Raw genomic sequence first — 26,020 nt, 5'->3', positions numbered from 1 at the left:
CGAGCGGCCTGTTGATGGGGCTGCTCTACGGACTAATCGCCGCAGGCCTCGCATTGATCTTCGGATTGATGGACGTCGTGAATTTCGCGCACGGCGAGTTCCTGATGATCGCGATGTACGCGACCTTCTTCCTGTTCGCGTTCTTCGCGATCGATCCCTTGCTCTCGGCGCCGCTGGTCGCCGCGGCGTTGTTCGTGTTCGGCGCGGTGGTCTATCTGTTGATCGTCCGCTTCGCGATGCGCGCCAAGGCCAATGCCGGCATGGTGCAGATCTTCTCGACCTTCGGGCTGGCGATCGTGATGCGGGGCCTCGCCCAGTTCTTCTTCACGCCCGACTACCGCAGCGTCACCAACTCCTGGGTCGGCGGCAAGACGGTGTCGATCGCGGGCATCTATCTGCCGGAGCCGCAGCTGATTGGCGCGATGCTGTCGATCGCGGCCTTCGTCGCGCTCTACTTCTTCATCAATCGCACCGATTTCGGCCGCGCGCTCGAAGCGACGCGCGAGGACGCCGGCGCGGTGGCGCTGGTCGGCATTGACAAGAACCGGGTGTTCGCGCTCGGCTGGGGCCTCGGTGCGGCGCTGGTCGGCCTCGCCGGCGCCATCATGGCGATCTTCTTCTACGTCTATCCCGATGTCGGCGCGTCGTTCGCCCTGATCGCCTACGTCACCGTGGCGCTCGGCGGCTTCGGCAGCGTGTTCGGCGCCTTTGCCGGCGGCATCATCGTCGGCCTGGTGGAGGCGACCACCGCGCTGATCCTGCCGCCGTCGCTGAAATCGGTCGGCATCTATGCCGTTTACCTGCTGGTCGTCTTCATCCGCCCGCGTGGCCTGTTCGGATCGATGTGATGGACACCCAGTTCGCCCAACGCCGCAGGCGTGACCTGATCGTGGCGGCCTGCCTCGCGGTGATCGCGGCGCTGGTCCCGCTGTTCGTCAAGGACGTCTACGTCCAGAACATCATGGTGCTGACGCTGATGTATGCGGCGCTGTCGCAGAGCTGGAACATCCTGTCCGGCTATTGCGGGCAGATCTCGCTCGGCCACGCGCTGTATTTCGGGCTCGGCGCCTACACCACCGCGCTCTTGTTCACCAAGTTCGGCGTGCTGCCGTGGTTCGGCATGCTGGCAGGCGGGGCGATCTCCGCACTGATCGCGATGGCGCTCGGCTATCCCTGCTTCCGCCTGCGCGGGCATTACTTCGTGATCGCGACCATCGTGATCGCCGAGATCGCGCTGCTGTTGATCCAGAACTGGGATTGGGCCGGCGCGGCGCTCGGCATCGACATCCCGGTGCGCGGCGACAGCTGGCTGAAATTCCAGTTCACCCGCTCGAAGCTGCCTTACTTCTATTTCGCGCTGGCGCTGGCCTGCGTCGCCTGGTTCGTCACCTGGTGGCTGGAGGATTCCAAATGGGGCTATTGGTGGCGCGCGGTGAAGGACAATCCCGATGCGGCCGAAAGCCTCGGCGTGGTCGTGTTCAATTCCAAGATGGGCGCGGCGGCGGTCTCGGCCTTCCTCGTTGCGGTCGGCGGCAGCTTCTACGCCCAGTTCGTCTCCTACATCGATCCTGAGAGCGTGATGGGCTTCCAGTTCTCGCTGCTGATGGCGCTGCCTGCGGTGCTTGGCGGCATCGGCACCTTGTGGGGCCCGGTGCTGGGCGCGGTCATCCTGATCCCGCTCACCGAGCTGACGCGCTCGTTCATCGGCGGTTCCGGGCGCGGCGTCGACCTCATCGTCTACGGCACGCTGATCGTCGTGATCTCGCTTGCGCTGCCGCGCGGACTGGTCAGCGTGTTCTCCCTGCGCAAGGGAGCTGCACGATGACGGCGCTGCTGGAAACGCGCGGAGTATGGCAGCGCTTCGGCGGCCTGGTCGCCAACAGCGATGTCTCGATCTCGGTCGGGCGCGGCGAGATCGTCGGCCTGATCGGCCCCAACGGCGCCGGCAAGTCGACGCTGTTCAACCTGATCGCGGGCGTGCTGCCGCCCACCCAAGGCTCGATCATCTTCGACGGCGAGGACGTGACCAAGCTGCCGGCGGCGGAACGCTGCCAGCGCGGCGTCGGGCGCACCTTCCAGGTGGTCAAGAGTTTTGAGACCATGACCGTGATCGACAACGTCATCGTCGGCGCGCTGATCCGCAACACCAAGATGCGCATCGCGCGGCAGAAGGCCTACGAGGTGCTGGAGTTCTGCGGCCTTGCCGCGCGCGCCGACAAGCTTGCCGCCGACCTCGTCCCGTCGGAGAAGCGCCGGCTCGAAGTCGCCCGCGCGCTCGCGACCGAGCCGAAGCTGCTGCTGCTCGACGAAGTCCTCACCGGGCTGACGCCGGTCGAGGCACAGACCGGCGTCGAGCTGGTGCGCAAGGTTCGCGCTGCCGGCATCACCGTGCTGATGGTCGAGCATGTGATGGAAATCGTGATGCCGCTGGTCGACCGCGCCATCGTGCTCAATCTCGGCAAGGTGCTGGTCGAGGGCAAGCCGACTGAGGTCGTCCGCAATCCGGAAGTCATTTCTGCCTATCTCGGGGATCGTCATGCTGTCGGTGCGTGAAGTCACCACCGCCTATCAGGGCCTGGTCGCGATCTCCTCGGTGTCGATCGACGTCACCAAGGGCGAGATCGTCTGCGTCGCCGGCGCCAACGGCGCGGGCAAGTCGACGCTGTTGAAATCGATCGCCGGTGCCGAGCGGCCGCGCGCTGGCACCGTCACCTTCGACGGCAAGCGCATCGACGGCCAGCCGCAGCATGTCATCACGTCAAGCGGCATTGCTTACGTGCCGGAGAACCGCCGGCTGTTTCCGCGGCTGTCGGTGCGCGACAATCTGCGGCTCGGCAGCTATCTCTATCGCAGCCAATCCGACCGCGATGCGCCGCTCGATCTGGTCTTCAAGCTGTTCCCGCGGCTTGGCGAACGGCTCGACCAGCGTGCCGAGACCTTGTCCGGCGGCGAGCAGCAGATGCTTGCGATCGGCCGCGCGCTGATGACGCGGCCGCGGCTTCTGATGCTCGACGAACCGTCGCAGGGCATCATGCCGAAACTGGTCGACGAGATCTTCCAGGCCGTGAAGCGCATCCGCGACGCCGGCATGACGGTCCTGATCGTCGAGCAGCGCATGGCCGAATGCCTCGAGATCGCCGACCGCGCCTACATCCTGCAGACCGGCCGCGTGCTGATGCAGGGCACCGCGGCCGAGATCAGCGGCAATCCGGACGTGCGCAAGGCGTATCTCGGGCTTTAGCGACGGAATATCTCCACGCTCGCACCTCCAGCGACAAAGGCTTTGCCTTTGCGCGGGGATGACGCCAGTGTATGTGGTGCGCGCAATCCAGCCCGTAGCCCGGATGAGCGCAGCGACATCCGGGGCTTCCCGCATATCGCTGCGCTCATGCGGGCTACTGATCCAGCCCACGCAGCCTACTTGCTCTCGTCGATCTTCTCGACCTTGGCGGCGAGGTCCGGCACGCGGCTGACGCGATAGGTCGCGTTGCTGCATGTCAGCGTCCAGGCCTCGTTGTCGGGCTTGGAGAGCTTGTCGTCCCGCTCGGCCTTGAGCGGCTTGTCGCAAGGATAGCCCTGCGCGCGCAACTGGGTTGCCAGCATGCCTTGCAAAGTCTCTTCGGTCCGTCCGTCCGACGCCGCAAGGCCGACGGCGAACGGAACCGCTAACGCCAAGCCTGTGAATCTCATCACGACTGTCTTCCGCATATCGATCCTCCGCTTGATCTAGTGAGGGTGATCCGGCAGCACGAGCCCGAACGTCCTGGTCAAATCCGCCACCTGGTCGGGCGACAAATAGCGCGGGTTCAGCCCGCGCAGCAGCAGATAGAGCTTTGCGGTTTCCTCCAGCTCCTCGGTCGCGAACACCGCCGCTTCCAGCGTATCGCCCGACACGACGGGCCCATGATTGGCGAGCAGCACCGATGAATATTTCCCGGCCAGCCCCCGGATCGCGTCGGCAACGGCGGGATCGCCGGGGCGATAATAGGGCACCAGCGCGGTCTGGCCGCACTTCATGACGTAATAGGCCGTCATCGGCGGCAGCGCGGCGCGCGGGTCGATCTCCGGCAGCATCGAGAGCGCGACCGAATGGGTCGAGTGCAGGTGCACCACGGCGCCGGCGCTCGTGCGCGTCTGGTAGAGCGCAGTGTGCAGCGGCACTTCCTTGGTCGGGGCGTCGCCGGAGACGAGCCGGCCGTTGCCGTCGAGCCGTGACATTTTCGCCGGATCGAGGAAGCCGAGCGAGGCGTTGGTCGGCGTCACCAGCCAGCCGCCGTCCGCGAGCCGGACGCTGATATTGCCCGAAGAGCCCGGCGTCAGGCCGCGCTCGAACAGCGAGCGGCCGAAGCGGCAGATGTCCTCACGAAGCTTTGTTTCGTTCATCCGGTTTCGCTCGCGGCGCCATCTTTGGCGCTATCCGTTTTCCGCTTTGTCTCATGCTTTGGCAGCGCGGCCAAGCCGTGATAGGCAAGCAGCAACGAGCATGAACCGGGCCCGGAAGGCGGCGCTGGCGCAAAGTGGCAGCCGGTTTTCCGAAAAGGTCATGCTCAAACAACTAAAAATATTCAGGGATCGCCACATGTCCAGTTCCGCAACATCACGTGTCGCCGTCATCGGGCTGGGCTCGATGGGATACGGCATGGCGACCTCGCTCAGGCGGGCCGGTTTCGAGGTGACCGGCTGCGACGTGACGGCCGATGCGGTGGCGCGCTTCGTCGCCGACGGCGGCAAGGGCGCCAAGTCGCCGGCCGAGGCGGCCCGGGATGCCGACATCGTCGTCAGCGTCGTCGTCAACGCCGCGCAGACTGAAGGGATCCTGTTCGGCAAGGACGGCGTCGCCGAGACCTTGGCGAAGGACGCCGTCTTCATCTCGTCGGCGACCATGGACCCGGATATCGCGCGGCGCCTCGCAAAACAGCTCGAGGCGACCGGCCGGCATTATCTCGATGCCCCGATCTCCGGCGGCGCGCAGCGCGCGGCGCAGGGCGAATTGACGATTCTCGCCTCCGGCAGCGCCGCGGCATTTGCGAAGGCGCGGCCGGCGCTGGATGCGATGGCGGCAAAACTCTACGAGCTCGGCGATGCCGCGGGGCAGGGCGCCGCGTTCAAGATGATCAACCAACTGCTGGCCGGCGTGCATATCGCGGCCGCCTCCGAGGCGATCGCCTTTGCCGCCAAGCAGGGCCTCGACATCCGCAAGGTCTATGAGGTGATCACCGCCTCCGCCGGCAATTCCTGGATGTTCGAGAACCGCATGCCGCATGTGCTCGACGGCGACTATGCGCCGCGCAGCGCCGTGGAAATTTTTGTGAAGGACCTCGGCATCATCCAGGACATGGCGCGCAATGCACGCTTCCCGGTGCCGGTCTCGGCCGCGGCCTTGCAGATGTTCCTGATGACCGCGGCCGCCGGCATGGGCCGCGACGATGATGCGTCGGTGGCGCGGATGTATGCGCAGGTTACCGGCACCAAGCTTCCCGGCGAGAAATAAGAGGATACTGCAATGCCCCGTTTTGCCGCCAACCTCACCATGATGTTCAACGATGTCCCGTTCCTCGACCGCTTCGAGGCGGCCGCGAAGGCGGGCTTCACCGCGGTCGAGTTCCTGTTTCCTTACGACCATCCGGCCGAGGAGGTCGGCAAGCGGCTGAAAGGCAACGGGCTGACGCAGGCGCTGTTCAACCTGCCGCCGGGCGACTGGGGCGCCGGCGAGAAGGGGTTTGCCGCGCTGCCCGATCGCTTCGCCGACCTCCAGCAAAGCCTGAAGACCGCGCTGCCCTATGTGCAGGCGACCGGCGTCAAGCGGGTGCATCTGATGGCGGGAATAGCCGAGCGCAGCGATGCCAGGGCGGTCGCCGCGTTTCGCAAATCGGTCGCCCATGCCGCGGAGTTCTTCGCGCCGCATGGCCTCGACGTCGTGATCGAGCCGATCAATCCGCGCAACGTGCCCGGCTACTTCCTCAACGACTTCATCTTCGCGCGCGATCTGATCAACGAGCTTGGTATCGCGAACCTGAAGCTGCAGTTCGACATCTACCACTGCCAGATCATCCATGGCGACGTCACCATGCGGCTGCGTGAAATGATGCCGATCATCGGGCACATCCAGATCGCGTCGATCCCCTCGCGCAACGAGCCCGACGGCGAGGAACTGAGCTATCCGTTCCTGTTCGGCGAGCTCGACCGGCTCGGCTATGGCGGCTTCGTCGGCTGCGAATACAATCCGCGCGGCAAGACCACCGACGGTCTTGCCTGGTTCAAGCCCTATGCCGGAGTGAAGCCGTGACGCGAGCCGGAAAGCTGTCTCTCGGTTGCATCGCCGACGATTATACCGGCGCCTCCGATCTCGCCAACACGCTGACCCGCGCCGGCCTGCGCACGGTGCAGACCATCGGCGTGCCCGCGGACGATCTCGCGCTGCCCGAGGTCGACGCCGTCGTGGTGTCGCTGAAGAGCCGTTCGATCGAGGCCGGCCTCGCCGTGACGCGTTCGCGCGCAGCGGAGACCTGGCTGCGCGGCCGCGGCGCCAAACATATCCTGTTCAAGATCTGCTCGACCTTCGATTCAACCGATGCCGGCAATATCGGCCCCGTGATGGACGCGCTGCGCGCCGATTCCAGGGATGCCATCGTGCTGGTGACGCCGGCTTTCCCGGAGACCGGCCGCACCGTCTACCAGGGCAATCTGTTCGTCGGCTCGGTGCCGCTGAACGAGAGTCCGCTGAAGGACCACCCGCTCAACCCGATGCATGATTCCAATCTGGTTCGCGTGCTGGCGCGGCAAAGCACGACCAAGGTCGGCCTGGTCGATCTGGCGACGCTGAGCCGTGGCGCGGACGCCGTCCGGGCAAAGCTCGCCGAGCTCACGCAAGGCGGCATCGGCGCCGCCATCGTCGATGCGGTGTTCGACCGCGACCTCGAGACCATCGGGCAGGTCGCGCTGGATCACCGTCTTTCAGTCGGCGCTTCCGGGATCGGGCTTGGCCTGGCGCGGGCGCTGGTCGCCGCGAGCAAAGCCAGACCGGACACCACGGATGCGATGCTGGCGACGCCGGTCGGCGGCCCGGCGGCGTGCCTTGCCGGCAGTTGCTCGCAGGCGACTTTGCGCCAGATCGCCAACGCCGAGAAGGTGATGCCGGTCCTGCACCTCGATCCCGAGCGGGTGGTCGCCGGCAAGGACGAGGCGCAGCGCGCGCTCGCCTGGGCCAGCGACCGACTTGGGACGGGGCCAATCCTGATTGCGAGCAGCTCGACCCCGGATCAGGTGGCAGCTGTGCAATCCCGTCATGGTCGTGATGCAGCCGGGCATGCCATCGAGCAGGCGATGGCCGACATCGCGGACGGTCTGGTGCAGTCGGGCGTGCACAGGCTGGTGGTCGCTGGTGGTGAAACTTCGGGCGCCGTGGTCGATCGCCTGCGCATCCCTGGATTCCTGGTCGGTGCGGAAATCGCCGCCGGCGTGCCGGTTCTGCGAGCGGTCGGCGCCGGGAGAGGCGAGATGGTGCTTGCCCTGAAATCAGGCAATTTCGGCGGGCCGGAGTTTTTCTCGGATGCGCTGGCATTGATGCCTTGATGCGGCTGGCGCGCATCATGCCACGGCGTCGAAGAGCGCCTCAGTAGTTCAACGGGGAACCAAATTAACCCTACTTAAGGAGGGGGGCTGGCTTTGATGTCTGCGGCGTCCCGCCACGCCCCCAGCCATTCGATCGGGCTTCGCGAGCCCGATATCAAGAGACCCCCACGATGTTCGCCAAATTCTCGATCCGCGCCAAGATTATTGCCGTGGTTGCGTTCCTGCTTGTCGCGATGACCGGCATGGGCCTGCTCGCGGTCGTGAATTTACGGTCGATCAACGCCAACACTGTCGACATCACGACGAGCTGGTTGCCGAGCGTGCGTGCGCTCGGCGATCTGCGCGCCGGCGTCATCACCTATCGCAACGTGATCCGCGAGCACATGCTGGCGGAGACGCTGGAGGAGAAGCTCGCGCAGGAAAAGACCCTGACCTCGGTGGTCGATGCCAACCTCAAGGTCCGCGCGATCTACGAGCCGCTGATCGCGACCCCCGCGGAGCGCGCGCTCTACGATCAATGGGTCGATGCCTGGACCCGCTACAAGAAGGGCACCGAGGAGGTGATGGCGCTGTCGCGCCGGGATGTCGGCAAGACCCAGCACGAAGCGCATGAGCTGAACGCCAAGACCGTCAACAAGATCGGCCTCGAGGCCGACGAGATCCTGCGCAAGGACATCGAGCTCAACAATGCCGGCGCCGACAAGGCGGCGCAGGACGCGGCAAACAGCTACGCGTCGGCCGTCATGCTGCTTGCGATGATCCTTGGCGCCGCCATCATCGTCGGCGTTGGCGTCAGCTTCCTGATGATCCGCGACGTCTCGGCCGGCATCGCCTCGATCGTGAGCCCGATGCAGGCGCTGGGCCGCGGCGACCTGACCGCAAACGTCCCGCATCAGGGCGAGAAGACCGAGATCGGCGCGATGGCCGATACGCTGCAGGTGTTCAAGGAAGCCCTGGTCGCCAAGAATGCGGCCGATGAAGCCGCGGCTGCCGACGCCGAAGCCAAGATCGAGCGCGGCCGCCGGGTCGATACCATCACCCGCAATTTCGAACAGATGATCGGCGAGATCGTGCAGACCGTGTCGTCGGCCTCGACCCAGCTCGAAGCCTCCGCCGGCACGCTGTCGTCGACTGCCCGGCGTTCGCAGGAGCTGACCACCTCGGTTGCCGCCGCGTCCGAGGAGGCCTCGACCAATGTCCAGTCGGTGGCGTCGGCGACCGAGGAGCTGTCGTCTTCGGTGACCGAGATCAGCCGCCAGGTGCAGGAGTCGGCACGGATGGCCGGCGATGCCGTCGGCCAGGCGCGCACCACCAACGATCGCGTCAGCGAGCTGTCGAAGGCCGCCGCGCGGATCGGCGACGTCGTCGAGCTGATCAACACCATTGCCGGCCAGACCAATCTGCTGGCGCTGAACGCCACCATCGAGGCGGCACGCGCCGGCGAGGCCGGCCGCGGCTTCGCCGTGGTGGCGTCCGAGGTGAAGGCGCTGGCCGAGCAGACTGCCAAGGCGACCGGCGAGATCGGCCAGCAGATCGCCGGCATCCAGACCGCGACCCAGGAGTCGGTCGGCGCGATCAAGGAAATCTCCTCGACCATCGAACGACTGTCGGAAATCTCGTCCACGATTGCGGCCGCGGTCGAAGAGCAGGGCGCGGCGACGCAGGAAATCTCCCGCAACGTGCAGCAGGCGGCGCAGGGCACCCAGCAGGTCTCGGCCAACATCACCGATGTCCAGCATGGCGCCAACGAAACCGGCTCGGCGTCGAGCCAGGTGCTGTCCGCGGCCCAATCGCTCTCGGGCGACAGCAGCCGCCTCAAGGTCGAGGTCAGCAAGTTCCTCGACGCCGTCCGCGCCGCCTGATCCGGCGCCGCTGCTCGGGCGGCCGCCATCCTTCGCCTAACCGATGCCGACGTGGTGGGCTGACCCGGCCCACCACGTTTTACATTTTCGCAGGGCAGCGATGCGTTAACCTCGCGTCGGCCGAAATAGCATCCTCGGCCGGCTCGCATTCGCAGCAGAGCCGTCTCTTTTTGACGATGATCCGCACGCGCCCGGCGGCACTGCGCCCGGCACGGTCGCTCGGAGCGCGCAGTCTCACGCACTATGCCGAGGAAGTGAAAGCCGCCGCGGCTCCGCGGGTTGGCGTTTTGCCCGCCATCGGGTAAATCGGCCGCTGCGGAACGGCTTTTGCAATGTCGATTCCTCTGCCTGGGCGGGCTTCATTTCGGGAACGCTTCTTTTATGATCGCACTGGTCCGTATCGCGCTGAGCCGGCCATATACTTTCGTCGTGCTCGCGATCCTGCTGTTGATTATCGGACCGCTGGCGGCGTTGCGCACGCCGACCGACATCTTCCCGGACATCCGCATCCCGGTGATCGGCGTGGTCTGGCAGTACACCGGCCTGCCGCCGGACCAGATGTCCGGCCGCATTACCACGCCGTTCCAGCGCGCGCTGACCACGACCGTCAACGACATCGAGCACATCGTCGCCAATTCCTATAATGGCGTCGGCATCATCAAGATCTTCTTCCAGCCCAACGTCGACATCCGCACCGCCAATGCGCAGGTCACCGCGATCTCGCAGACCCTGCTCAAGCAGATGCCGCCGGGCGCGACGCCGCCGCTGATCCTGAACTACAGCGCCTCGACGGTTCCGATCATCCAGGTCGCACTGTCGGGCGAGGGGCTGACCGAGCAGAACCTCGCCGACATCGGCATCAACCAGCTGCGCACGCCGCTGGTCACGGTGCCTGGCGCGGCGATCCCGTATCCGTTCGGCGGCAAGCAGCGCCAGGTTCAGATCGATCTCAATTCGACCGCGCTGCAGGCGCGCGGCCTGTCGGGACAGGACGTTGCCAATGCGCTCGCCGCGCAGAACCTGATCACGCCGGTCGGCACGCAGAAGATCGGCAATTTCGAATACACCATCAACCTCAACAACTCGCCGCTGCGGCTCGAGGAGCTCGGCGACCTGCCGATCAAGCAGGTCAACGGCGCGATGGTCTATGTGCGTGACGTGGCCTCGGTCCGCGACGGCAATCCGCCGCAAACCAACATCGTCCATGTCGACGGCAACCGCTCGGTCTTGATGATGGTGCTGAAGGCCGGCGCCACCTCGACGCTCGATATCATCTCCGGCATCAAGCAGAAGGTGATCGAGGTCAAGGACCAGATGCCGGACGCGCTGAAGATCGGCTTCATCGGCGACCAGTCGGTGTTCGTCCGCGGCGCGATCACCGGCGTCGCCTTCGAGGGCGTGATCGCCGCGCTGCTCACCAGCATCATGATCCTCTTGTTCCTCGGCAGCTGGCGCTCGACCGTCATCATCGCGGTGTCGATCCCGCTGTCGGTGCTCGGCGCCATCATCATGCTGTCCCTGATCGGCGAGACGCTGAACATCATGACGCTCGGCGGCCTCGCGCTCGCGGTCGGCATCCTGGTCGACGACGCCACGGTGACGATCGAGAACATCAATTATCACCTCGAGCAGGGCAAGCCGGTCGAGCAGTCGATCCTCGACGGCGCCAACCAGATCGTGACGCCGGCCTTCGTCTCCTTGCTCTGTATCTGCATCGTGTTCGTGCCGATGTTCTTCCTGACCGGCGTGGCGCGCTTCCTGTTCGTGCCGATGGCCGAAGCGGTGATGTTCGCGATGATCTGGTCGTTCATCCTGTCGCGCACCCTGGTGCCGACCATGGCGAACTATCTGCTGCAGGCGCATGTGCATCATGAGGGCGCGCCGCCGAAGTCGCGCAATCCCCTGGTCTGGTTCCAGCGCGGCTTCGAGGCGCGGTTCGAGCGCGTCCGCGCCGGCTATCGCGGCCTGCTCGCGATGGCGCTCGGTCATCGCACGGTGTTCGTGAGCTGCTTCCTCGCGGTCGTCGCCGCGTCGTTCCTCTTGGTGCCGTTCCTCGGGCGCAACTTCTTCCCGTCGGTCGATGCCGGCAACATCCTGATGCATGTCCGCACCCAGGTCGGCACCCGCGTCGAGGAGACCGCCAACCAGCTCGCCGACATCCAGAAGGCGATCCGCAAGCTGGTGCCCGGCGAGATCGAGACCATGACCGACAACATCGGCATGCCGATCTCCGGCATCAACATGACCTACAACAACACCGGCGTGATCGGTCCGCAGGACGGCGACATCCAGATCCGCCTGAAGGAAGGCCACAAGCCGACCGAGCAGCATGTCCGCACGTTGCGTGAGCAATTGCCACGGCTGTTCCCTGGCACCAGCTTCGCGTTCCTGCCGGCCGACATCGTCAGCCAGATCCTGAACTTCGGCGCGCCGGCGCCGATCGATTTGCAGATCCGCGGCGCCAATCTCGATGCCAACTTCGCCTATGCCAACAAGCTGCTGGCCGGGATCAAGCGCATCCCCGGCATCGCCGATGCGCGGATCCAGCAGTCGCCGAACAACCCGACCTTCAACATCGATGTCGACCGCACCCGCGCGCAATATGTCGGCCTGACCGAGCGTGACGTCACCAACTCGCTGGTGGTCAATCTCGCCGGCTCCTCGCAGGTGGCGCCGACCTATTATCTCAATCCCGATAACGGCGTGTCGTATTCGATCGTGATGCAGACGCCGCAATACCAGATCGACTCGCTGAGCGCGCTGCAGACCCTGCCGATCACCGCGACCGGCAACACCCAGGCACCGATCCTCGGCGGCATCGCCGACATCAAGCGCGCGACCTCGAGCGCGGTGGTGTCGCAATATGACATCCAGTCGCTGGTGCAGATCTACGCCACGACGCAAGGCCGCGATCTCGGCGGCGTCGCGACCGATGTGCGCAAGCTGATCGCCGACACCGCCAAGGAGGTGCCGAAAGGCTCGTCCGTGGTGCTCCTCGGCCAGGTGCAGACCATGAACTCGGCCTTCACCGGCCTCTTGTTCGGCCTGCTCGGCGCGGTCGTCTTGATCTACTTCCTGATCGTCGTGAACTTCCAGTCCTGGTCGGACCCGTTCGTGATCATCACGGCGCTGCCCGCCGCGCTCGCCGGCATCGTCTGGATGCTGTTCACGACGGAGACCACGCTGTCGGTTCCGGCGCTCACCGGCGCCATCATGTGCATGGGCGTGGCGACCGCCAACAGCGTGCTCGTGATCAGCTTCGCCCGCGAGCGCTATGAGGAACTCGGCGATCCCGTCGCGGCGGCCCTGGAGGCCGGCTTCGTCCGGTTCCGCCCGGTGCTGATGACCGCGCTCGCCATGATCATCGGCATGGCGCCGATGGCGCTGGGGCTGGGCGAGGGCGGCGAGCAGAACGCGCCGTTGGGCCGGGCCGTGATCGGCGGCCTGATCTTCGCCACCTTCGCGACGCTGATGTTTGTTCCCGTGGTATTCAGTATGGTACACAAGAAGCAAGGCGCCAAAGCCGCCGCCTCATCGGAGATTCCGCATGCCGCCCACTGAACAGCGCCCCCCGGTCTCACGCCGGAAGCTGGGCATCTTCGGCGTGGTGGCCCTGGTCGGGGCGGGCCTGATCGTCGGCACCGGGATCCGCGCCCGTGAAGAACAGGACACACGGCTGAAGGAATGGACCGACGACCAGGCCATTCCGACCGTCGCGGTGGCGCTGCCCAATGCCAAGGCGCTGAGCCCCACGATCGACCTGCCGGGCCGGCTCGAGGCCTATTCCCGAGCGCCGATCTATGCCCGGGTATCCGGCTATCTCAAGAACTGGGACGCCGACATCGGCGCCCGCGTCAAGGCCGGCCAGGTGATCGCCGAGATCGAGGCGCCCGACCTCGACCAGCAATTGCTGCAGGCGCGCGCGGATCTCGCCAGCGCCCAGGCCTCGGCCAAGCTCTCCGAGGCCACGCTGAACCGGCGCAAGACGCTGGTGGCCTCGAACTTCGTCTCCGCCCAGGAGATCGACGAGCGTACCGCCGACCTCTCCAACAAGAACGGCGCGGTCAAGGCCGGCCAGGCCAATGTCGAGCGGCTGGAAGCGCTCGCCGGATACAAGAAGATCACGGCGCCGTTCGACGGCGTGGTGACCTCGCGCGACACCGACGTCGGCGCGCTGATCAACGCCGGCGGCAACTCGGGCCCGGCGATGTTCACGATCTCGGACATCACCAAGCTGCGCGTCTATGTCAACGTGCCGCAGAATTACGTCCCGGCGATCAAGATCGGTGCCAAGGCCACGCTGGCACTGCCGGATTACCCGAACCGCACCTTCCAGGCGACGGTCGAAGCCTCCTCGCAGGCGGTCGATGTCGCCTCCGGCACGACGCGGATGCAACTCGGGCTCGACAACTCCTCCGGCGAATTGATGCCGGGCAGCTATGCCAGCGTGAAGCTCAATCTGCAGCGCGAATCCACGCCGCTCAGCATTCCGGCCAGCGCGCTGATCTTCAACAGCAACGGCCTGCGGGTCGCAACCGTCGGTCCTGACGACAAGGTGCTGTTCAAGACCGTGAAGATCGGCCGCGACCTCGGCAAGGAGATCGAGATCGCCACCGGCCTCGCGCCCGACGATCGCATCATCACCGCCCCGCCGGACGGCCTCGCCGACGGCGATCATGTCCGCGTCACCGGTGCCGGCGCCAAGGGCAAGCCGACCACGGCATCCGAAAAGCAGGACGTGAAGGGGTAGGGCAGAAGCCGCCCCTTTACTTCGTCATGCCCGGGCTTGGCCCGGGCATCCACGTATTACTTTCTTTCACGAGGCAAAGACGTGGATGGCCGGGACAAGCCCGGCCATGACAGCGTCGGTAGGTCAGCCCACCTGCCATTCCAGCATGCCATCGCCGGCGGTGACGATACTGCCCGTGGTGCCGACCGGCGTGCGGTCCATGTCCTGCAGATAGGCCAGCGTTGCCGTGTCGCTTGCCGGGATGCGGCCGAGCGTGCGCCGGCCGTCCTCGGTGCGCAGCATGGTGACGCCGTGCTCGACCTCGCCATTGGCGCGATAGATCACGGTGAAGGCCTCGACCTTGCCTTTGCCCGCTGCCTCCGCGGTGAAGTCGGGCACGTTGCGTCTGTTGCGGTCGGCCTCGGCCTGCACGCTGGTGTCCTGCTTGAGCGCGCCGTTCGGCGCCGCGCGCGACAGCACGAGGCCATGATGCTTGGTGACGAAGCCGCCCTGGCCATAGAGCAGGCCGAGCGTGCCGCCGCTTCGCAGCTTGCGCACCATCGCGCAGGCCGAGTGCGTCATGTAGGTGTTGAGCGGCGCGCCGAAGAACGTCAGACCACCCGTCACGGTCGGCTGCACGTCGGCACCGAGGCCGAGCGTCCGGCGCGCCATCTTGGGCACGCAGGGGAAGCAGCTATAGAGCTCGATCGCGTCGAACTTCTTGCCGTCGCCGCCGACGAGATCCATCACCGCCTTCAGCACCGCGGTCTGCGCGTGGCTTTCGACGAACTGATCGCGGATCAGATAGTCGCGCGGCTCTTCCGCCGAGGCGCCGCCGAGCGGATAGATCAGCTTGTCCGCCGGCACGCCGGCCGCGCGCGCCTTCGCGAGGCTGGTCAGGATCAGCGCGCCGCCCATGTTCACCGTCGGGTTCGCCACCATCAGCTTTGTATATGGCCAGGCGATCATCCGGTTGTCGGGCGTGGCCGTGGTGATCTCGTCGCCGGTGAACGTCTTCTTCAGCCACGAGTTCGGATTGTCGGCCGCGACGCGCGCATAGGTCGACCATAGCTCGCCCGATTCCTTCAGCGCATCGCGCGGCGTCTGGCCCCAATGCGCTGATGTTGCGGACTCATAGAGCGGATAGACCGTGATCGGCCTGAACACGCCGAGGCTCACGGCCATAGGCTTCTGGAACGCGGCGCCGCGCTTCGGCTCCTCCACGTCGTGCGCGAACGGCGTCCACGGCAGCTCCACGCCGGCGCGCTGCGCCTTGGTCGCGGTCGACTGTGCCTCCGCGCCGCAGACCGCGGCAACGCTGCATTCGCCGCGCGCGATGCGTTGCGCAGCCTCATGCAGATAGCGGATCGGGCTCTCGCCGCCGACCGGGCCGTAATAGAGATGCGCGGGCGCAATGCCGAGCCGCTGCGCCAGCTGCTTCTCGGGATCGCGGTAGCGCCAGCTCAGGAAGTTGACGACGTCGAGCGACTGCACGTCGGACAGCAGCCTGGCGCCGCTGTCCGCCTCGGCGCGCTTCAGCGCCTCCTCAAGCAGCGTGAGCGGCTCGAGGCCGACGGCGATGTTCTTCGGACGATCGACAATTTCGCCGACGCCGACGATGACGGGAATGCGGTCTTCGGGGATGCTGTTCGACATTCTTGTTGGTTCACTCTGCGGTCTTGGACTCGATGGTTGTTATGGGCGTCATTGCGAGCGAAGCGAAGCAATCCATGTTCCGACACGGGGAAAGGTGGATTGCTTCGTCGCTTCGCTCCTCGCAATGACGGCGGGGAGGGATCGTCACTCCGCCACCAGCGCGTTCATGTGCTCGACAGCTTCGACGAACTCTTCCTTGAACTCCTGCACCACGGCGCCGGCGGATTTGACGCTGTCGATCAGGCCGACGCCTTGGCCGACGAAATAGCTGACGAGATCGCGGGCCTTCTCGTTACCACCAGCCGCGGCGCGGTCGATCGCGTTGAAGGCGTCGCGGCTGATGATGCTTTGCAGCGGCATCGGCAGCGCGCCGGGGCTTTCCGGCGAGCGGTCCCAGGCATCGGTCCAGACCGAGCGGAGCTGCCGCGCCGGCTTGCCGGTGCGGCCCTTGGAGCGCACCGCGTCGCGCGAGGAGGCCGCGATCATCTTCTCGCGGAAGATCTCCGAGGTCTCCGATTCCACCGTGGCCAGCCACACCGAGCCGGTCCAGGCGCCGGCCGCGCCCATCGCCATGCATGCCGCCATCTGGCTGCCGGTCATGATGCCGCCGGCGGCGAGCACCGGCACGTCGCGGATTCTTTTGACCGCCTTGATCACCTCGGGCACCAGCACCATGGTCGAGACCTCGCCGCAATGGCCGCCGGCCTCGGTGCCCTGCGCGACCAGGATATCGACGCCGGCCGCGACCTGGCGCAGCGCGTGCTCCTTGGAGCCGACCAATGCCGCCACCGGCACACCATGCTTGCGGCCCATCTCGATCATCGCCTTCGGCGGCACGCCGAGTGCATTCGCGATCAGCCTGATCGGATGCCGGAACGAGACCTCGAGCAGTTGCAGCGCGGTCTCGGCGTCGAACGGCTGCGGCTGGTTGTCGGCGACGTTCCGGCTGGTCAGCTCGATGTCGTATTTCTTCAAGAGATTGCGGGTGAAGTCGCGATGCTCCTGCGAGACCCGCGCCTCGAGGCTTTTCCAGGTGACGTTCTTCTCGCCGGCGGTCGAGATGTTTTCCGGGATCAGCACGTCGATGCCATAGGGCTTGCCGTCGACATGCGCGTCGATCCACGTCAACTCCTGCTCCAGCGTCTCCGGCGAATGCGCGGTCGCGCCGAGCACGCCGAAGCCGCCGGCGCGGCTGACCGCCGCCACCACGTCGCGGCAATGGCTGAAGGCGAGCAGGGGGAAGTCTATCCCCAGCATGTCGCAGATCGGTGATTTCATGGACTGGTTCTCTCCCGGCGGCTGCTTCTTGTGCTTGTTGGCGTCAGCCGCTGCAACGCTAGCGCATCACGGTCCGCGAAGCCAAGCGGGTTTCGGCCACGGCGATCTTGCGTGCAGGCGCTGCTCCGGCTGCATCCCTCGCAGCGCATTCCGCTGGATAGAAAATGCGATCCGCGGGGTGGGCAAAGCGCAGCCTGCGCACCATCTAGTGCGGACATGGGATGGGCACGGCGCCGCCGCGCCACCCGGCAAGAACATGAATCGGGAGCCAACGACGTGAATGACATTCCTGCCTACGAGCCGCCGAAAGTCTGGACCTGGAACAAGGAGAGCGGCGGGCGCTTCGCCAGCATCAACCGGCCGATCGCCGGTCCCACCCACGACAAGGAACTGCCGGTCGGCCGCCATCCGCTGCAACTCTACTCGCTGGCGACGCCGAACGGCGTCAAGGTCACCGTGATGCTGGAAGAGCTGCTGGCGGCGGGTCACAAGGGCGCGGAATACGACGCCTGGCTGATCAAGATCGACGGCAACCAGTTCGGCAGCGGCTTCGTCGCGGTCAATCCGAACTCGAAGATCCCGGCGCTGATGGACCGCAGCGGGAAGGAGCCGATCAGGGTTTTCGAGTCGGGCTCGATCCTGGTTTACCTGGCGGAAAAATTCGGCGCCTTCCTGCCGACCGACGTCAAGACCCGCGCCGAAACCTTCTCCTGGCTGTTCTGGCAGATGGGCGCCGCGCCCTATCTCGGCGGCGGCTTCGGGCATTTCTACGCCTATGCGCCGACCAAGATCGAATACGCCATCGACCGCTTCGCGATGGAAGTGAAGCGCCAGCTCGACGTGCTCGACCGCCGGCTCGCCGACAACGAGTATCTCGCGGGCGATGTCTACACCATCGCCGACATGGCGGTGTGGCCGTGGTACGGCAGCCTTGCCAAGGGTCTGCTTTACGGCGGCGGCGAATTCCTCTCGGTGCAGGACTACAAGAACGTGCAGCGCTGGACCGATGCGATCGCGGCACGGCCCGCGGTGAAGCGCGGCCGCATGGTCAACCGCACCTGGGGCGAGCCGTCGAGCCAGCTCCATGAGCGCCACGACGCCAGCGATTTCGAAACGAAGACGCAGGACAAGATCGGCGAGCCAGTGGCGTCGTGACGAAACGCGTCATGGCCGGGACAAGCCCGGCCATGACGAAATGACAGCTTTGCCAACCCGCCCTGCGATCACCCCAACAGATCATCATACTCCGGGTGCTTCTTCATGAAGCCCTGGATGAATTCGCATTTCACGACGAGCTTGATGCCCTGCGCTCGAACGGCGTCGAGCGTGGCGCGTGCGAGCTTGGAGCCGATGCCGCGGCCGCCGAGCTCCGCCGGCACCTCGGTGTGAACCAGCGTGATCGTGTCTGGCGTCTTGCGGTAGACCACGAAAGCGGTTGAGCCGTCGACGGCGAGCTCGAACCGGCTCTGCGCTTCGTTGTCGCGGAATGTTTCGCTCATTGCCTTATCCTCGTCATTTCGTCTTTGCGCCCTCGGCCGCGGGAAACACCACGCGGTCGTCGGTGCGGCAGTAGCGGTCGGCGAACATGCGGCCGATCGGGTGGTAGCGCTCCATGTGGACGCGCATCGCGTCTCGGTCCCACAATTCGTCGCGGATGTGGAAATGGATGCCTTCGCCCATGATGAGCTGGCGGTCGCCATTGACGTCGATCAGCTTCCAGGTCTTGCACTCCATCGCGAACGGTGCGTCGGCGAGCCGCGGCACCGCAATCTTGGTCGATGGCGCGAGCTTCAGGCCGAGATAGTTGGGCTCGCCGATCTCGGGCGGGAAGTCGCCGGAGGTCTCATGCATCGCTTGCGCCAGCGGCTCGTCGGTCAGGTTGACCACGAATTCGCCGAGACGCTGGATATTGACCAGGGTGTCCTTCTCGCGGCCGTCGGGCCTGCGGTTGACCGCGAACATGCAGAGCGGCGGATCCTCGCAGAACACGTTGAAGAACGAGAACGGCGCCGCATTGACCACGCCGTCCGCGCTCGTGCTCGTCACCCACGCGATCGGCCGCGGCAGCACGAAGGAGGTCAGCACCTTGTAGCGTTCGCGCTGGGTGAGGTCGCTTGGGGAATATTCCATGGGAAGTCCGGAAGTTCGTAGGGCGGGTTAGCGAAGGGTAACCCGCCGCGAGCGGACCGCAAAGCAAAAGGCGGGTTACGCTCGCGCGAACCCGCCTTGCAGACTTGCTTGTTTGTTCCTTGGAGCGCTCTTCCCTTACCTCGCCCCGCCTGCGGGGAGAGGTCGGATCGCATCGTCAGATGCGATCCGGGTGAGGGGGATTCCCCGCGAGACTATCTCTCACCGTGCCTGCGGAGGTGGCCCCTCACCCCAACCCTCTCCCCGCGGGGAGAGGGAGGAGGAGAAACTACGGCATGCTCAGTTCGTGGCGGCCGACCACCATCCAGTGCACCTCGTCCGGACCGTCGGCGAAGCGGAGATGGCGGACGTCCTGGTACATTTCGCCGAGCGGCGACCACTGCGAGATGCCGGTGGCGCCGTGCATCTGGATCGCCTGGTCGATCACCTTGCAGGCGCGTTCGGGCACCATGGCCTTGACCATCGAAACCCAGACCCGGGCTTCCTTGTTGCCGAGTACGTCCATCGCCTTGGCCGCCTTCAGCACCATCAGCCGCATCGCTTCGATCTCGCAACGCGCCTGGGCGATGATCTGCATGTTGCCGCCGAGATGGGCGATCTTCTTGCCGAAGGCCTCGCGGGTCAGGCCACGCTGCACCATCATGTCGAGCGCCTTCTCGGCCTTGCCGATGGTGCGCATGCAGTGATGGATGCGGCCCGGTCCGAGGCGGACCTGCGAGATCTCGAAGCCGCGGCCTTCGCCGAGCAGCATGTTTTCCTTCGGCACCTTGCAATTGTTGAAGCGCAGATGCATGTGGCCGCGCGGCGCGTGGTCGTGGCCGAACACGTGCATGGGCCCAAGGATCTCGACGCCGGGGGTGTCGATCGGCACCAGGATCTGCGACTGTTGCTTGCTCGGCGCGGCGTCGGGATTGGTCTTCACCATCACGATCATGATCTTGCAGCGCGGATCGCCGGCGCCGGAGATGTAATACTTCTCGCCGTTGATCACCCACTCGTCGCCGACGAGCTTTGCGGTGGTCGAGATGTTCTTGGCGTCGGAGGAGGCGACGTTCGGCTCGGTCATCGCATAGGCCGAGCGGATCTCGCCATTGAGCAGCGGCTTCAGCCACCTCTCCTTCTGGGCCTTGGTGCCGACGCGCTCCAGCACCTCCATGTTGCCGGTGTCGGGCGCCGAGCAGTTCATCGTCTCGGAGGCCAGCGGGCTCTTGCCGAGTTCGGCGGCGATATAGGCGTAGTCGAGGTTGTTGAGGCCTTCGCCGGTTTCGGCATCGGGCAGGAAGAAGTTCCAGAGACCGACTTCCTTGGCCTTGTCCTTGGCCTTTTGCAGGATCGCGAGCTGCTCGTCCGTGAAGCTCCAGCGGTTGGTCTTCTTCTCGCCGGCGCGATAGAACTCGACCGACATCGGGTCGACCGTGTCGCGGATGAACTGCTTCACATGATCGTAGAGCGGGCGGACCTTGTCCGACATCCGCAGGTCATTGAGCTCGTCGCCCGGACTGAGCGTGTAGTTCGTGGTGCGCGGCACATAGGCATGTTTCACTGTCTTTTCTCCCTCGCGAAGGCGCGTTTCGCGGCGGACAATAGACGCGTGCGACGCGAAGCGCGAGTACCGATTTTCCGATCACCTCTACCGCATCGCGGAATTTCGCGACGGCGTTTCAAACGTTGTTTGAACGCCGCCGCGTACAGCGTGAAAAGATTCCGGCAGACGCCGGTTAGCTCATCCGGTGCATCGCGCAGATCTTGTTGCCGTCGAGGTCGCGCAGATAGGCGAGATAGAGCTTCACGCCAGAACCTTCCCGTACGCCCGGCGGGTCCTCGCAAGGCTTGCCGCCATTGGCGACGCCGGCCGCGTGCCAGGCATGGACCTGTTCCGGCGAAGAGCAGGCAAAGCCGATCGTGCCGCCATTGGCATGCGTCGCCGGTTCGCGGTTGATCGGCTTGGACACCATGAAAATGCCGGCCTTGGTGAGGTACATGATGCGGTGACCGTCAACCCGGGCCGGCCGGACATCGAGCGTGCCGAGCAGCGCATCATAGAACGCCTTGGCCTTGTCCAGATCGTTGGTGCCAACCATCACGTGTGAAAACATCTGAAATATCCTCCCTGCTTGTTAAAAGCCGCCTCATTGCGTCCCTTGCGGCTCAAACGCTAGCAGCAGTTTTGCCGGGACGGAAGCGACGCTGCGTCGCGCGTTGTTCTACCGGTCACTCTCCGGTCGTCATTCCGCGCCACGCAACTGCACCCCCGCGCGATGCTGCGATCGGCACCGGGCTTTCGCTGCGCCCTCTGCTTTGGAGGAGACAAGTAAACGCAAGACTCGGACGCGGCGGCGCCGCGAGGATGCGGATGTATGTTTCAAGTTCGTGCCACAAGTTCGATGTCGTCCCGGGTAAGCGCAGCGCGACCCGGGACCCATAACCACCAACGATCATTGTGGTGCGACGCTGGGGCCGCAGCTCCACTCCTACAACACAACCCTGTGGTTATGGGTCCCTGCTTTCGCAGGGACGACATCAGTGTTGCGGCAGGAGCCTACTCAGAACGCCGTGTACCCGCCGTCGATCACAAAACAATCCGCCGTATGATAGGACGACGCCTTGCTCATGATGTAGACGGCGATGCCGCCGAAATCGCTCGGCTCGCCGAAGCGGCGCAGGGGGATGCGCGGCATCACATTGGCGACGAACTTGTCGTTGGCCATGATGCCGGCGGTCATGTCGCTCTTGATCCAGCCGGGCAGGATCGCGTTCGCGGTGACGCCGTGGCGCGCGAGCTCGACGCCGAGCGCGCGGCACAGCGCATTCAGCGCCGCCTTGGTGCCGGCATAGTGCTCGTTGCGCGCGGTGCCGAACAGCGAGGCGAGGCTCGAGGTCGCGACCAGGCGGCCGAACTTGTCGCCGGCCTCGGCGCGGTCGGTCATGTGGCGTGCCGCAGCCTGGAATACGTGAAACACGCCGTCGAGATTGGTCGCGAACATCTTGCGCCATTCCTCCTCGGTGCGGTCGATGAAGGCTCTACGTCCGCCGCCGCCGATGCCGGCGTTGGCGAAGCAGCCGTCGACGCGGCCGAAGGTGTCGAGCGTCGCCTTCATCGCGGTCTTGACCGAGCCGGGATCGCTGACGTCGCAGAATTGCGTCGCGACCTTGCCGGGGCCGGCTTTCATCGAGGCCGCGGCGTTGGCATTTTTTTCCGCGTTGCGGCCCCAGATCGAGACGTTGCAGCCGGCGGCGTTCAGCGCCTGCGCGATGCCGAGGCCGATGCCGCCATTGCCGCCGGTGATGACAGCGACGCGGCCGGTGAGATCGAAGATGCCACTCATTGGGGTTTCCATTTGGTTTGGTGCGCGCTAATCACGCGTTCACCGATGGGCTTGCCGCCGACCATGGACAAGCCCGGCACAAAAATCAAATATGGGTCGAAGCATCGACCTACCGCGGTACCCACCGCCGAAACAACGTGAAGAGGAAACCATGCAGTTCAAGCACGTCACGCTCGACTTCGACGGATCGGTCGCGATCCTGAGGCTCGACCACCAGGAAGTCATGAACGCGGTCTCGATTGACATGCTGGGCGGGCTTGCCGAAGCGCTCGATGCGATCGACGACAGGCGCGACGAGGTGCGCTGCCTGGTGATCACGGGCGCGGGCCGCGCCTTCTGCACCGGCGCCAATCTGCAGGGCCGCAACCAGCAGAAGCCCGGCAAGAGCAATGCCGGCGCGGCGCTGGAGACCGCGTTCCATCCGTTCCTGCGCCGATTGCGTAAGCTGCACTGTCCGATCGTGACGGCGGTGAACGGCCCGGCCGCCGGCGCCGGCATGAGCTTCGCCCTGATGGGCGATCTCATCCTGTGCGCGCGCTCGTCCTATTTCCTGCAGGCGTTCCGCCGCATCGGCCTGGTGCCGGATTGCGGCTCGACCTGGCTGTTGCCGCGGCTGATCGGCAAGGCGCGCTCGGTCGAGCTGTCGCTGCTCGGCGAGCGGCTGCCGGCCGAGAAGGCGCTGGAGTGGGGTCTCGTCAACCGCGTCTATGACGACGCCGCGCTGATGGAAGAAACCATGAAGCTCGCGCACGATCTCGCCAACGGCCCGACGGTGGCGTTGTCGCTGATCCGCAAGCTCTATTGGGACAGCCCGGAAAATACCCTCGAGGATCAGCTCAATCTGGAATTCGAGTCGCAGCGCCTTGCCGGTAGCGCCGAGGATTTCAAGGAAGGTGTCACCGCATTCCTCGAGAAGCGGCCGGCGAAGTTCAAGGGCAAATGATCGAGACCGAACTCACCCGCTGCGTCGCCTCGTTTCATCCAGGCGCAACCGGCGTCACCGGCGCGGCAAAACTCTCCGGCGGCGCCAGCCAGGAGACCTGGTCGTTCGACATCGTGCACCCGAACGGCACTGTCGGCGCGATCCTGCGCCGCGCGCCGCCGGGCTACGGTGCCGCTCCGGGCCGCGCCGCCGGCCTCGATGCCGAGGCGACGCTGATGCAGCTCGCGCATGACGCGGGCCTGCCGTCGCCGAAGGTGATGCATGTCTTGAGGCCGGAGGACGGCCTTGGCCGCGGCTTCATCATGGCGCGGGTCGAAGGCGAGACCATCGCGCGGAAAATTTTGCGCGACGAGGAATTTGCGAACGCGCGGCCGATCCTCGCCCGCCAGCTCGGCCGCGTCATCGCCGGCATCCATGGCCTGCCGCAGGCCAAACTGCCGAAGCTGCGCAGTCTGACGGCGACCAAGGAGATCGAGGATCTCTCCCGCGAGTATCACAGCTTCAACTGGCCGCGGCCGGTGTTCGAACTGGCACTGCGCTGGCTGCGCGATCACGATCCCGGTCCGTCGTCGGAGACCACGCTGGTGCATGGCGATTTCCGCCACGGCAATCTGATCATCGGTCCCGACGGGGTACGCGCGGTGCTCGACTGGGAGCTCGCGCATACCGGCGATCCGATGGAGGATCTCGGATGGATCTGCGTCAACTCATGGCGCTTCGGCGAGATCGACAAGCCGGTCGGCGGTTTCGGCACGCGCGAAGATCTGTTCGCGGGCTATGAGGAAGCCGGCCGTAAGGCCGACCCCGACCGCGTGATGTTCTGGGAAGTGGTGGGTACGCTGCGCTGGGGCGTGATGTGTTGCGGCATGATGCAGCGCTTCCGCTCTGGCCCGGATCACTCGATGGAGCGCGCGATGATCGGGCGGCGCGCGTCGGAAACCGAGATCGATCTGCTGCGGTTGCTGGCGCCACGCGCATGATCCCGAAAAGTGGAGACCGGTTTTCGGAATCGATCATGCGCAAGAAAGAGAGCAAGTGAGATGCAGGACGAACCGACACCCACCGAACTGATCAAGGCCGTCGCCGATTTCCTGCGCAGCGAGATCGCGCCCGCGATCAAGGGGCACAACGGCTTCAAGCTGCGTGTCGGCATCAACGCGCTCGACCTGGTGACGCGGCAGCTCGCGCTCGCCGAGGCCGGCGATGTGACCGAGGCCGCGCGGCTGAAGCAATTGCTGGGCACCGACGGGACGCTGATGGAGCTGAACCGCGTGCTGTCGGACAAGATCGCAGGCGGCGAGGTCGATCTGAAAACGCCGGGGCTATCGGAGCATCTCTGGCAGACCACGCTGGACAAGCTCGCCGTCGACCAGCCGAACTACGCGTCATACAAGCGGGAACTCGAAAAGTAGGATGGGTAGAGCGAAGCGAAACCCATCAGAAGCGCGGTAAGCGTCGATGGGTTTCGCTGCGCTCTACCCATCCTACAAGAGGGCCGTCATTGCGAGGAGCGAAGCGACGAAGCAATCCATATCTCCGCAGGCTGTGAGATGGATTGCTTCGCTTCGCTCGCAATGACGAAGATGGCTTTACCGCCCGAGCCACTTCGGCGGGCGCTTCTCCGAAAACGCCTTCGGTCCCTCGATGTAATCCTGCGAGGCGGCCATCGCTTTCACCGCCGGATAGTCGCGCTGCTCGGCCAGTGCCTGCTCGAGCGAGACTTCGAGGCCCTTCTGGATCGCCTGCTTGGAGGCGCGGATCGACATCGGCGAGTTCTTGGTGATGGTCTCGGCCCAGCGCTCGGCGGCTGCCAGCGCCTCGCCCTGCGGCACCACCTCGTTGACGAAGCCGAGCTCGAGGCCTTCCTTGGCGCTGACATGGCGCGCGGTCAGGATCATGCCCATGGCGCGCTTCAGCCCGATCTGGCGCGGCAGCCGGTGCAGGCCGCCGGCCAGCGCCGCGAGGCCGACGCGCGGCTCGGGCAGGGCGAAGGTCGCATTCTCGGAAGCGATGATCAGGTCGCATGCCAATGCGATCTCGAAGCCGCCGCCCATCGCGACGCCGTTGACGGCGGCGATGATCGGCTTGTCGCAGTCGAAGCGGGTGGTGAGGCCGGCGAAGCCGCCCTTGTCCCAGCCGCGTTTGCCGCCGGCGGCCTGCCATTTCAGATCGTTGCCGGCGCAGAACGCCTTGTCGCCGGCGCCGGTGACGATCGCCACCCACTGCTCGGGATCGGCGGAGAACTCGTCGAACACCTTGTTGAGCTCGAAATGCGCGTCGATATGCAGCGCGTTGTAGACCTCGGGCCGCGACAGCGTCACGATGGTGATGGGACCCTTGCGCGTCACCTTGGAGAATTTCAGATCCATGTTTGCTCCCGTCGATTTTCTGCGGCGAAGAATATTGCTGATATCCTAGCGCCTGCGCGTCGTTCCGTGCCATCCAATTACGCAAGGCGACCGCGCGTGCAAGCCTCGCTCGCCTGCTTGACTTGGCGACAGGCTTC

The 26,020-nt window shown here is 65.4% G+C and carries 24 protein-coding genes; 14 read left to right on the top strand and 10 right to left on the bottom strand.

Going from position 1 to position 26,020, the window contains the following annotated elements:
* Positions 1 to 14: 14 nt before the first annotated feature.
* From QA635_RS28910 to QA635_RS28895, 4 genes are read left to right on the top strand one after another with little or no spacing between them, the layout of a single operon-like run.
* Positions 15 to 848, top strand: a complete 834-nt coding sequence (locus QA635_RS28910; RefSeq protein WP_016842864.1) for a branched-chain amino acid ABC transporter permease — start codon at positions 15 to 17, stop codon at positions 846 to 848.
* Entirely contained in the window at positions 848 to 1,825 is a 978-nt protein-coding gene (locus tag QA635_RS28905) for a branched-chain amino acid ABC transporter permease (RefSeq protein WP_038387989.1), read from the top strand. The genes QA635_RS28910 and QA635_RS28905 overlap by 1 nt, the downstream gene beginning before the upstream one ends.
* The gene (locus tag QA635_RS28900; protein WP_016842862.1) at positions 1,822 to 2,553 is read left to right on the top strand and encodes an ABC transporter ATP-binding protein; all 732 of its coding nucleotides are present in this window, start codon (positions 1,822 to 1,824) and stop codon (positions 2,551 to 2,553) included. The genes QA635_RS28905 and QA635_RS28900 overlap by 4 nt, the downstream gene beginning before the upstream one ends.
* A complete protein-coding gene (locus QA635_RS28895; RefSeq protein WP_018270525.1) occupies positions 2,537 to 3,241 on the top strand; it encodes an ABC transporter ATP-binding protein in 705 nt (234 codons plus the stop codon). The genes QA635_RS28900 and QA635_RS28895 overlap by 17 nt, the downstream gene beginning before the upstream one ends.
* Positions 3,242 to 3,417: 176 nt before the next feature.
* Here QA635_RS28895 and QA635_RS28890 read toward each other — a convergent pair whose 3' ends face one another.
* Together QA635_RS28890 and otnC are read right to left on the bottom strand one after the other, a co-directional pair.
* The gene (locus QA635_RS28890) at positions 3,418 to 3,690 is read right to left on the bottom strand and encodes a hypothetical protein (protein ID WP_283062897.1); all 273 of its coding nucleotides are present in this window, start codon (positions 3,688 to 3,690) and stop codon (positions 3,418 to 3,420) included.
* Between the two features lie 36 nt (positions 3,691 to 3,726).
* Positions 3,727 to 4,383, bottom strand: a complete 657-nt coding sequence (gene otnC / locus QA635_RS28885; protein WP_283062895.1) for a 3-oxo-tetronate 4-phosphate decarboxylase — start codon at positions 4,381 to 4,383, stop codon at positions 3,727 to 3,729.
* A gap of 196 nt (positions 4,384 to 4,579) precedes the next feature.
* Here otnC and ltnD point away from each other — a divergent pair, with 196 nt between their 5' ends.
* From ltnD to QA635_RS28855, 6 genes are all read left to right on the top strand, one after another.
* On the top strand, positions 4,580 to 5,491 hold the full coding sequence (ltnD, locus tag QA635_RS28880; RefSeq protein WP_057017648.1) for an L-threonate dehydrogenase: 912 nt from the start codon (positions 4,580 to 4,582) through the stop codon (positions 5,489 to 5,491).
* A gap of 12 nt (positions 5,492 to 5,503) precedes the next feature.
* A complete protein-coding gene (gene otnI / locus QA635_RS28875; protein WP_283062892.1) occupies positions 5,504 to 6,286 on the top strand; it encodes a 2-oxo-tetronate isomerase in 783 nt (260 codons plus the stop codon).
* A complete protein-coding gene (gene otnK / locus QA635_RS28870; RefSeq protein WP_283062890.1) occupies positions 6,283 to 7,572 on the top strand; it encodes a 3-oxo-tetronate kinase in 1,290 nt (429 codons plus the stop codon). The genes otnI and otnK overlap by 4 nt, the downstream gene beginning before the upstream one ends.
* 170 nt (positions 7,573 to 7,742) lie before the next feature.
* Positions 7,743 to 9,434 (top strand): methyl-accepting chemotaxis protein, encoded by a 1,692-nt coding sequence (locus QA635_RS28865; RefSeq protein WP_283062888.1) that lies wholly within the window; start codon positions 7,743 to 7,745, stop codon positions 9,432 to 9,434.
* A 381-nt stretch (positions 9,435 to 9,815) separates the two neighbouring features.
* The gene (locus tag QA635_RS28860) at positions 9,816 to 12,995 is read left to right on the top strand and encodes an efflux RND transporter permease subunit (RefSeq protein ID WP_283062886.1); all 3,180 of its coding nucleotides are present in this window, start codon (positions 9,816 to 9,818) and stop codon (positions 12,993 to 12,995) included.
* Complete coding sequence (locus QA635_RS28855; protein WP_283062884.1) at positions 12,982 to 14,184, top strand: efflux RND transporter periplasmic adaptor subunit; 1,203 nt, start codon at positions 12,982 to 12,984, stop codon at positions 14,182 to 14,184. The genes QA635_RS28860 and QA635_RS28855 overlap by 14 nt, the downstream gene beginning before the upstream one ends.
* A gap of 123 nt (positions 14,185 to 14,307) precedes the next feature.
* Here the strand turns inward: QA635_RS28855 and QA635_RS28850 are convergent, their stop codons facing one another.
* A complete protein-coding gene (locus tag QA635_RS28850) occupies positions 14,308 to 15,819 on the bottom strand; it encodes an acetyl-CoA acetyltransferase (RefSeq protein WP_283062882.1) in 1,512 nt (503 codons plus the stop codon).
* Between the two features lie 144 nt (positions 15,820 to 15,963).
* Entirely contained in the window at positions 15,964 to 17,097 is a 1,134-nt protein-coding gene (locus QA635_RS28845) for a nitronate monooxygenase (RefSeq protein WP_283062880.1), read from the bottom strand.
* Positions 17,098 to 17,373: 276 nt separating this feature from the next.
* Between QA635_RS28845 and yghU the strand changes: the two genes are divergently transcribed.
* The gene (gene yghU / locus QA635_RS28840) at positions 17,374 to 18,252 is read left to right on the top strand and encodes a glutathione-dependent disulfide-bond oxidoreductase (RefSeq protein WP_076827192.1); all 879 of its coding nucleotides are present in this window, start codon (positions 17,374 to 17,376) and stop codon (positions 18,250 to 18,252) included.
* Positions 18,253 to 18,320: 68 nt separating this feature from the next.
* On the opposite strand, the gene QA635_RS28835 is transcribed toward yghU, so the two are convergent.
* From QA635_RS28835 to QA635_RS28815, 5 genes are all read right to left on the bottom strand, one after another.
* Positions 18,321 to 18,596, bottom strand: a complete 276-nt coding sequence (locus tag QA635_RS28835) for a GNAT family N-acetyltransferase (RefSeq protein ID WP_069276199.1) — start codon at positions 18,594 to 18,596, stop codon at positions 18,321 to 18,323.
* A 13-nt stretch (positions 18,597 to 18,609) separates the two neighbouring features.
* Positions 18,610 to 19,227, bottom strand: coding sequence for a flavin reductase family protein (locus QA635_RS28830; RefSeq protein ID WP_283062879.1), 618 nt, complete (start codon positions 19,225 to 19,227; stop codon positions 18,610 to 18,612).
* 286 nt (positions 19,228 to 19,513) lie between these two features.
* A complete protein-coding gene (locus QA635_RS28825) occupies positions 19,514 to 20,788 on the bottom strand; it encodes an acyl-CoA dehydrogenase family protein (RefSeq protein ID WP_283062878.1) in 1,275 nt (424 codons plus the stop codon).
* A gap of 175 nt (positions 20,789 to 20,963) precedes the next feature.
* The gene (locus QA635_RS28820; RefSeq protein WP_283062877.1) at positions 20,964 to 21,341 is read right to left on the bottom strand and encodes a VOC family protein; all 378 of its coding nucleotides are present in this window, start codon (positions 21,339 to 21,341) and stop codon (positions 20,964 to 20,966) included.
* A 447-nt stretch (positions 21,342 to 21,788) separates the two neighbouring features.
* The gene (locus tag QA635_RS28815; protein ID WP_016845858.1) at positions 21,789 to 22,571 is read right to left on the bottom strand and encodes an SDR family NAD(P)-dependent oxidoreductase; all 783 of its coding nucleotides are present in this window, start codon (positions 22,569 to 22,571) and stop codon (positions 21,789 to 21,791) included.
* A gap of 151 nt (positions 22,572 to 22,722) precedes the next feature.
* Between QA635_RS28815 and QA635_RS28810 the strand changes: the two genes are divergently transcribed.
* The 3 genes from QA635_RS28810 to QA635_RS28800 are packed head-to-tail and all read left to right on the top strand — an operon-like array spanning position 22,723 to position 24,926.
* A complete protein-coding gene (locus QA635_RS28810; RefSeq protein ID WP_057015740.1) occupies positions 22,723 to 23,514 on the top strand; it encodes an enoyl-CoA hydratase/isomerase in 792 nt (263 codons plus the stop codon).
* Positions 23,511 to 24,494 carry a phosphotransferase family protein gene (locus QA635_RS28805; protein WP_283062876.1) on the top strand — a complete coding sequence of 328 codons (984 nt, stop codon included), beginning with the start codon at positions 23,511 to 23,513 and terminating at the stop codon, positions 24,492 to 24,494. Before QA635_RS28810 ends, QA635_RS28805 begins: the two co-directional genes overlap by 4 nt.
* A gap of 60 nt (positions 24,495 to 24,554) precedes the next feature.
* A complete protein-coding gene (locus QA635_RS28800; protein ID WP_283062875.1) occupies positions 24,555 to 24,926 on the top strand; it encodes a DUF6285 domain-containing protein in 372 nt (123 codons plus the stop codon).
* Positions 24,927 to 25,103: 177 nt separating this feature from the next.
* On the opposite strand, the gene QA635_RS28795 is transcribed toward QA635_RS28800, so the two are convergent.
* Positions 25,104 to 25,883: an enoyl-CoA hydratase-related protein gene (locus QA635_RS28795; protein WP_283062874.1), complete on the bottom strand. Its 780-nt coding sequence runs from the start codon at positions 25,881 to 25,883 to the stop codon at positions 25,104 to 25,106.
* Positions 25,884 to 26,020 lie beyond the last annotated feature (137 nt).

Origin of the sequence: Bradyrhizobium brasilense (assembly GCF_029714345.1) — a bacterium.
Lineage (GTDB): Bacteria > Pseudomonadota > Alphaproteobacteria > Rhizobiales > Xanthobacteraceae > Bradyrhizobium > Bradyrhizobium australafricanum.
This window is presented reverse-complemented; position numbering and strand designations above follow the sequence as displayed.

What these genes read in the sequence shown, in the direction of transcription:
- QA635_RS28910 (WP_016842864.1), top strand. Translation starts at nt 15, where the DNA reads ATGGGGCTGCTCTACGGACTAATCGCCGCAGGCCTCGCATTGATCTTC.
- QA635_RS28905 (WP_038387989.1), top strand. Translation starts at nt 848, where the DNA reads ATGGACACCCAGTTCGCCCAACGCCGCAGGCGTGACCTGATCGTGGCG.
- QA635_RS28900 (WP_016842862.1), top strand. Translation starts at nt 1,822, where the DNA reads ATGACGGCGCTGCTGGAAACGCGCGGAGTATGGCAGCGCTTCGGCGGC.
- QA635_RS28895 (WP_018270525.1), top strand. Translation starts at nt 2,537, where the DNA reads ATGCTGTCGGTGCGTGAAGTCACCACCGCCTATCAGGGCCTGGTCGCG.
- QA635_RS28890 (WP_283062897.1), bottom strand. Translation starts at nt 3,690, where the DNA reads ATGAGATTCACAGGCTTGGCGTTAGCGGTTCCGTTCGCCGTCGGCCTT.
- otnC (WP_283062895.1), bottom strand. Translation starts at nt 4,383, where the DNA reads ATGAACGAAACAAAGCTTCGTGAGGACATCTGCCGCTTCGGCCGCTCG.
- ltnD (WP_057017648.1), top strand. Translation starts at nt 4,580, where the DNA reads ATGTCCAGTTCCGCAACATCACGTGTCGCCGTCATCGGGCTGGGCTCG.
- otnI (WP_283062892.1), top strand. Translation starts at nt 5,504, where the DNA reads ATGCCCCGTTTTGCCGCCAACCTCACCATGATGTTCAACGATGTCCCG.
- QA635_RS28865 (WP_283062888.1), top strand. Translation starts at nt 7,743, where the DNA reads ATGTTCGCCAAATTCTCGATCCGCGCCAAGATTATTGCCGTGGTTGCG.
- QA635_RS28860 (WP_283062886.1), top strand. Translation starts at nt 9,816, where the DNA reads ATGATCGCACTGGTCCGTATCGCGCTGAGCCGGCCATATACTTTCGTC.
- QA635_RS28855 (WP_283062884.1), top strand. Translation starts at nt 12,982, where the DNA reads ATGCCGCCCACTGAACAGCGCCCCCCGGTCTCACGCCGGAAGCTGGGC.
- QA635_RS28850 (WP_283062882.1), bottom strand. Translation starts at nt 15,819, where the DNA reads ATGTCGAACAGCATCCCCGAAGACCGCATTCCCGTCATCGTCGGCGTC.
- QA635_RS28845 (WP_283062880.1), bottom strand. Translation starts at nt 17,097, where the DNA reads ATGAAATCACCGATCTGCGACATGCTGGGGATAGACTTCCCCCTGCTC.
- QA635_RS28835 (WP_069276199.1), bottom strand. Translation starts at nt 18,596, where the DNA reads ATGAGCGAAACATTCCGCGACAACGAAGCGCAGAGCCGGTTCGAGCTC.
- QA635_RS28830 (WP_283062879.1), bottom strand. Translation starts at nt 19,227, where the DNA reads ATGGAATATTCCCCAAGCGACCTCACCCAGCGCGAACGCTACAAGGTG.
- QA635_RS28820 (WP_283062877.1), bottom strand. Translation starts at nt 21,341, where the DNA reads ATGTTTTCACACGTGATGGTTGGCACCAACGATCTGGACAAGGCCAAG.
- QA635_RS28815 (WP_016845858.1), bottom strand. Translation starts at nt 22,571, where the DNA reads ATGAGTGGCATCTTCGATCTCACCGGCCGCGTCGCTGTCATCACCGGC.
- QA635_RS28810 (WP_057015740.1), top strand. Translation starts at nt 22,723, where the DNA reads ATGCAGTTCAAGCACGTCACGCTCGACTTCGACGGATCGGTCGCGATC.
- QA635_RS28805 (WP_283062876.1), top strand. Translation starts at nt 23,511, where the DNA reads ATGATCGAGACCGAACTCACCCGCTGCGTCGCCTCGTTTCATCCAGGC.
- QA635_RS28800 (WP_283062875.1), top strand. Translation starts at nt 24,555, where the DNA reads ATGCAGGACGAACCGACACCCACCGAACTGATCAAGGCCGTCGCCGAT.
- QA635_RS28795 (WP_283062874.1), bottom strand. Translation starts at nt 25,883, where the DNA reads ATGGATCTGAAATTCTCCAAGGTGACGCGCAAGGGTCCCATCACCATC.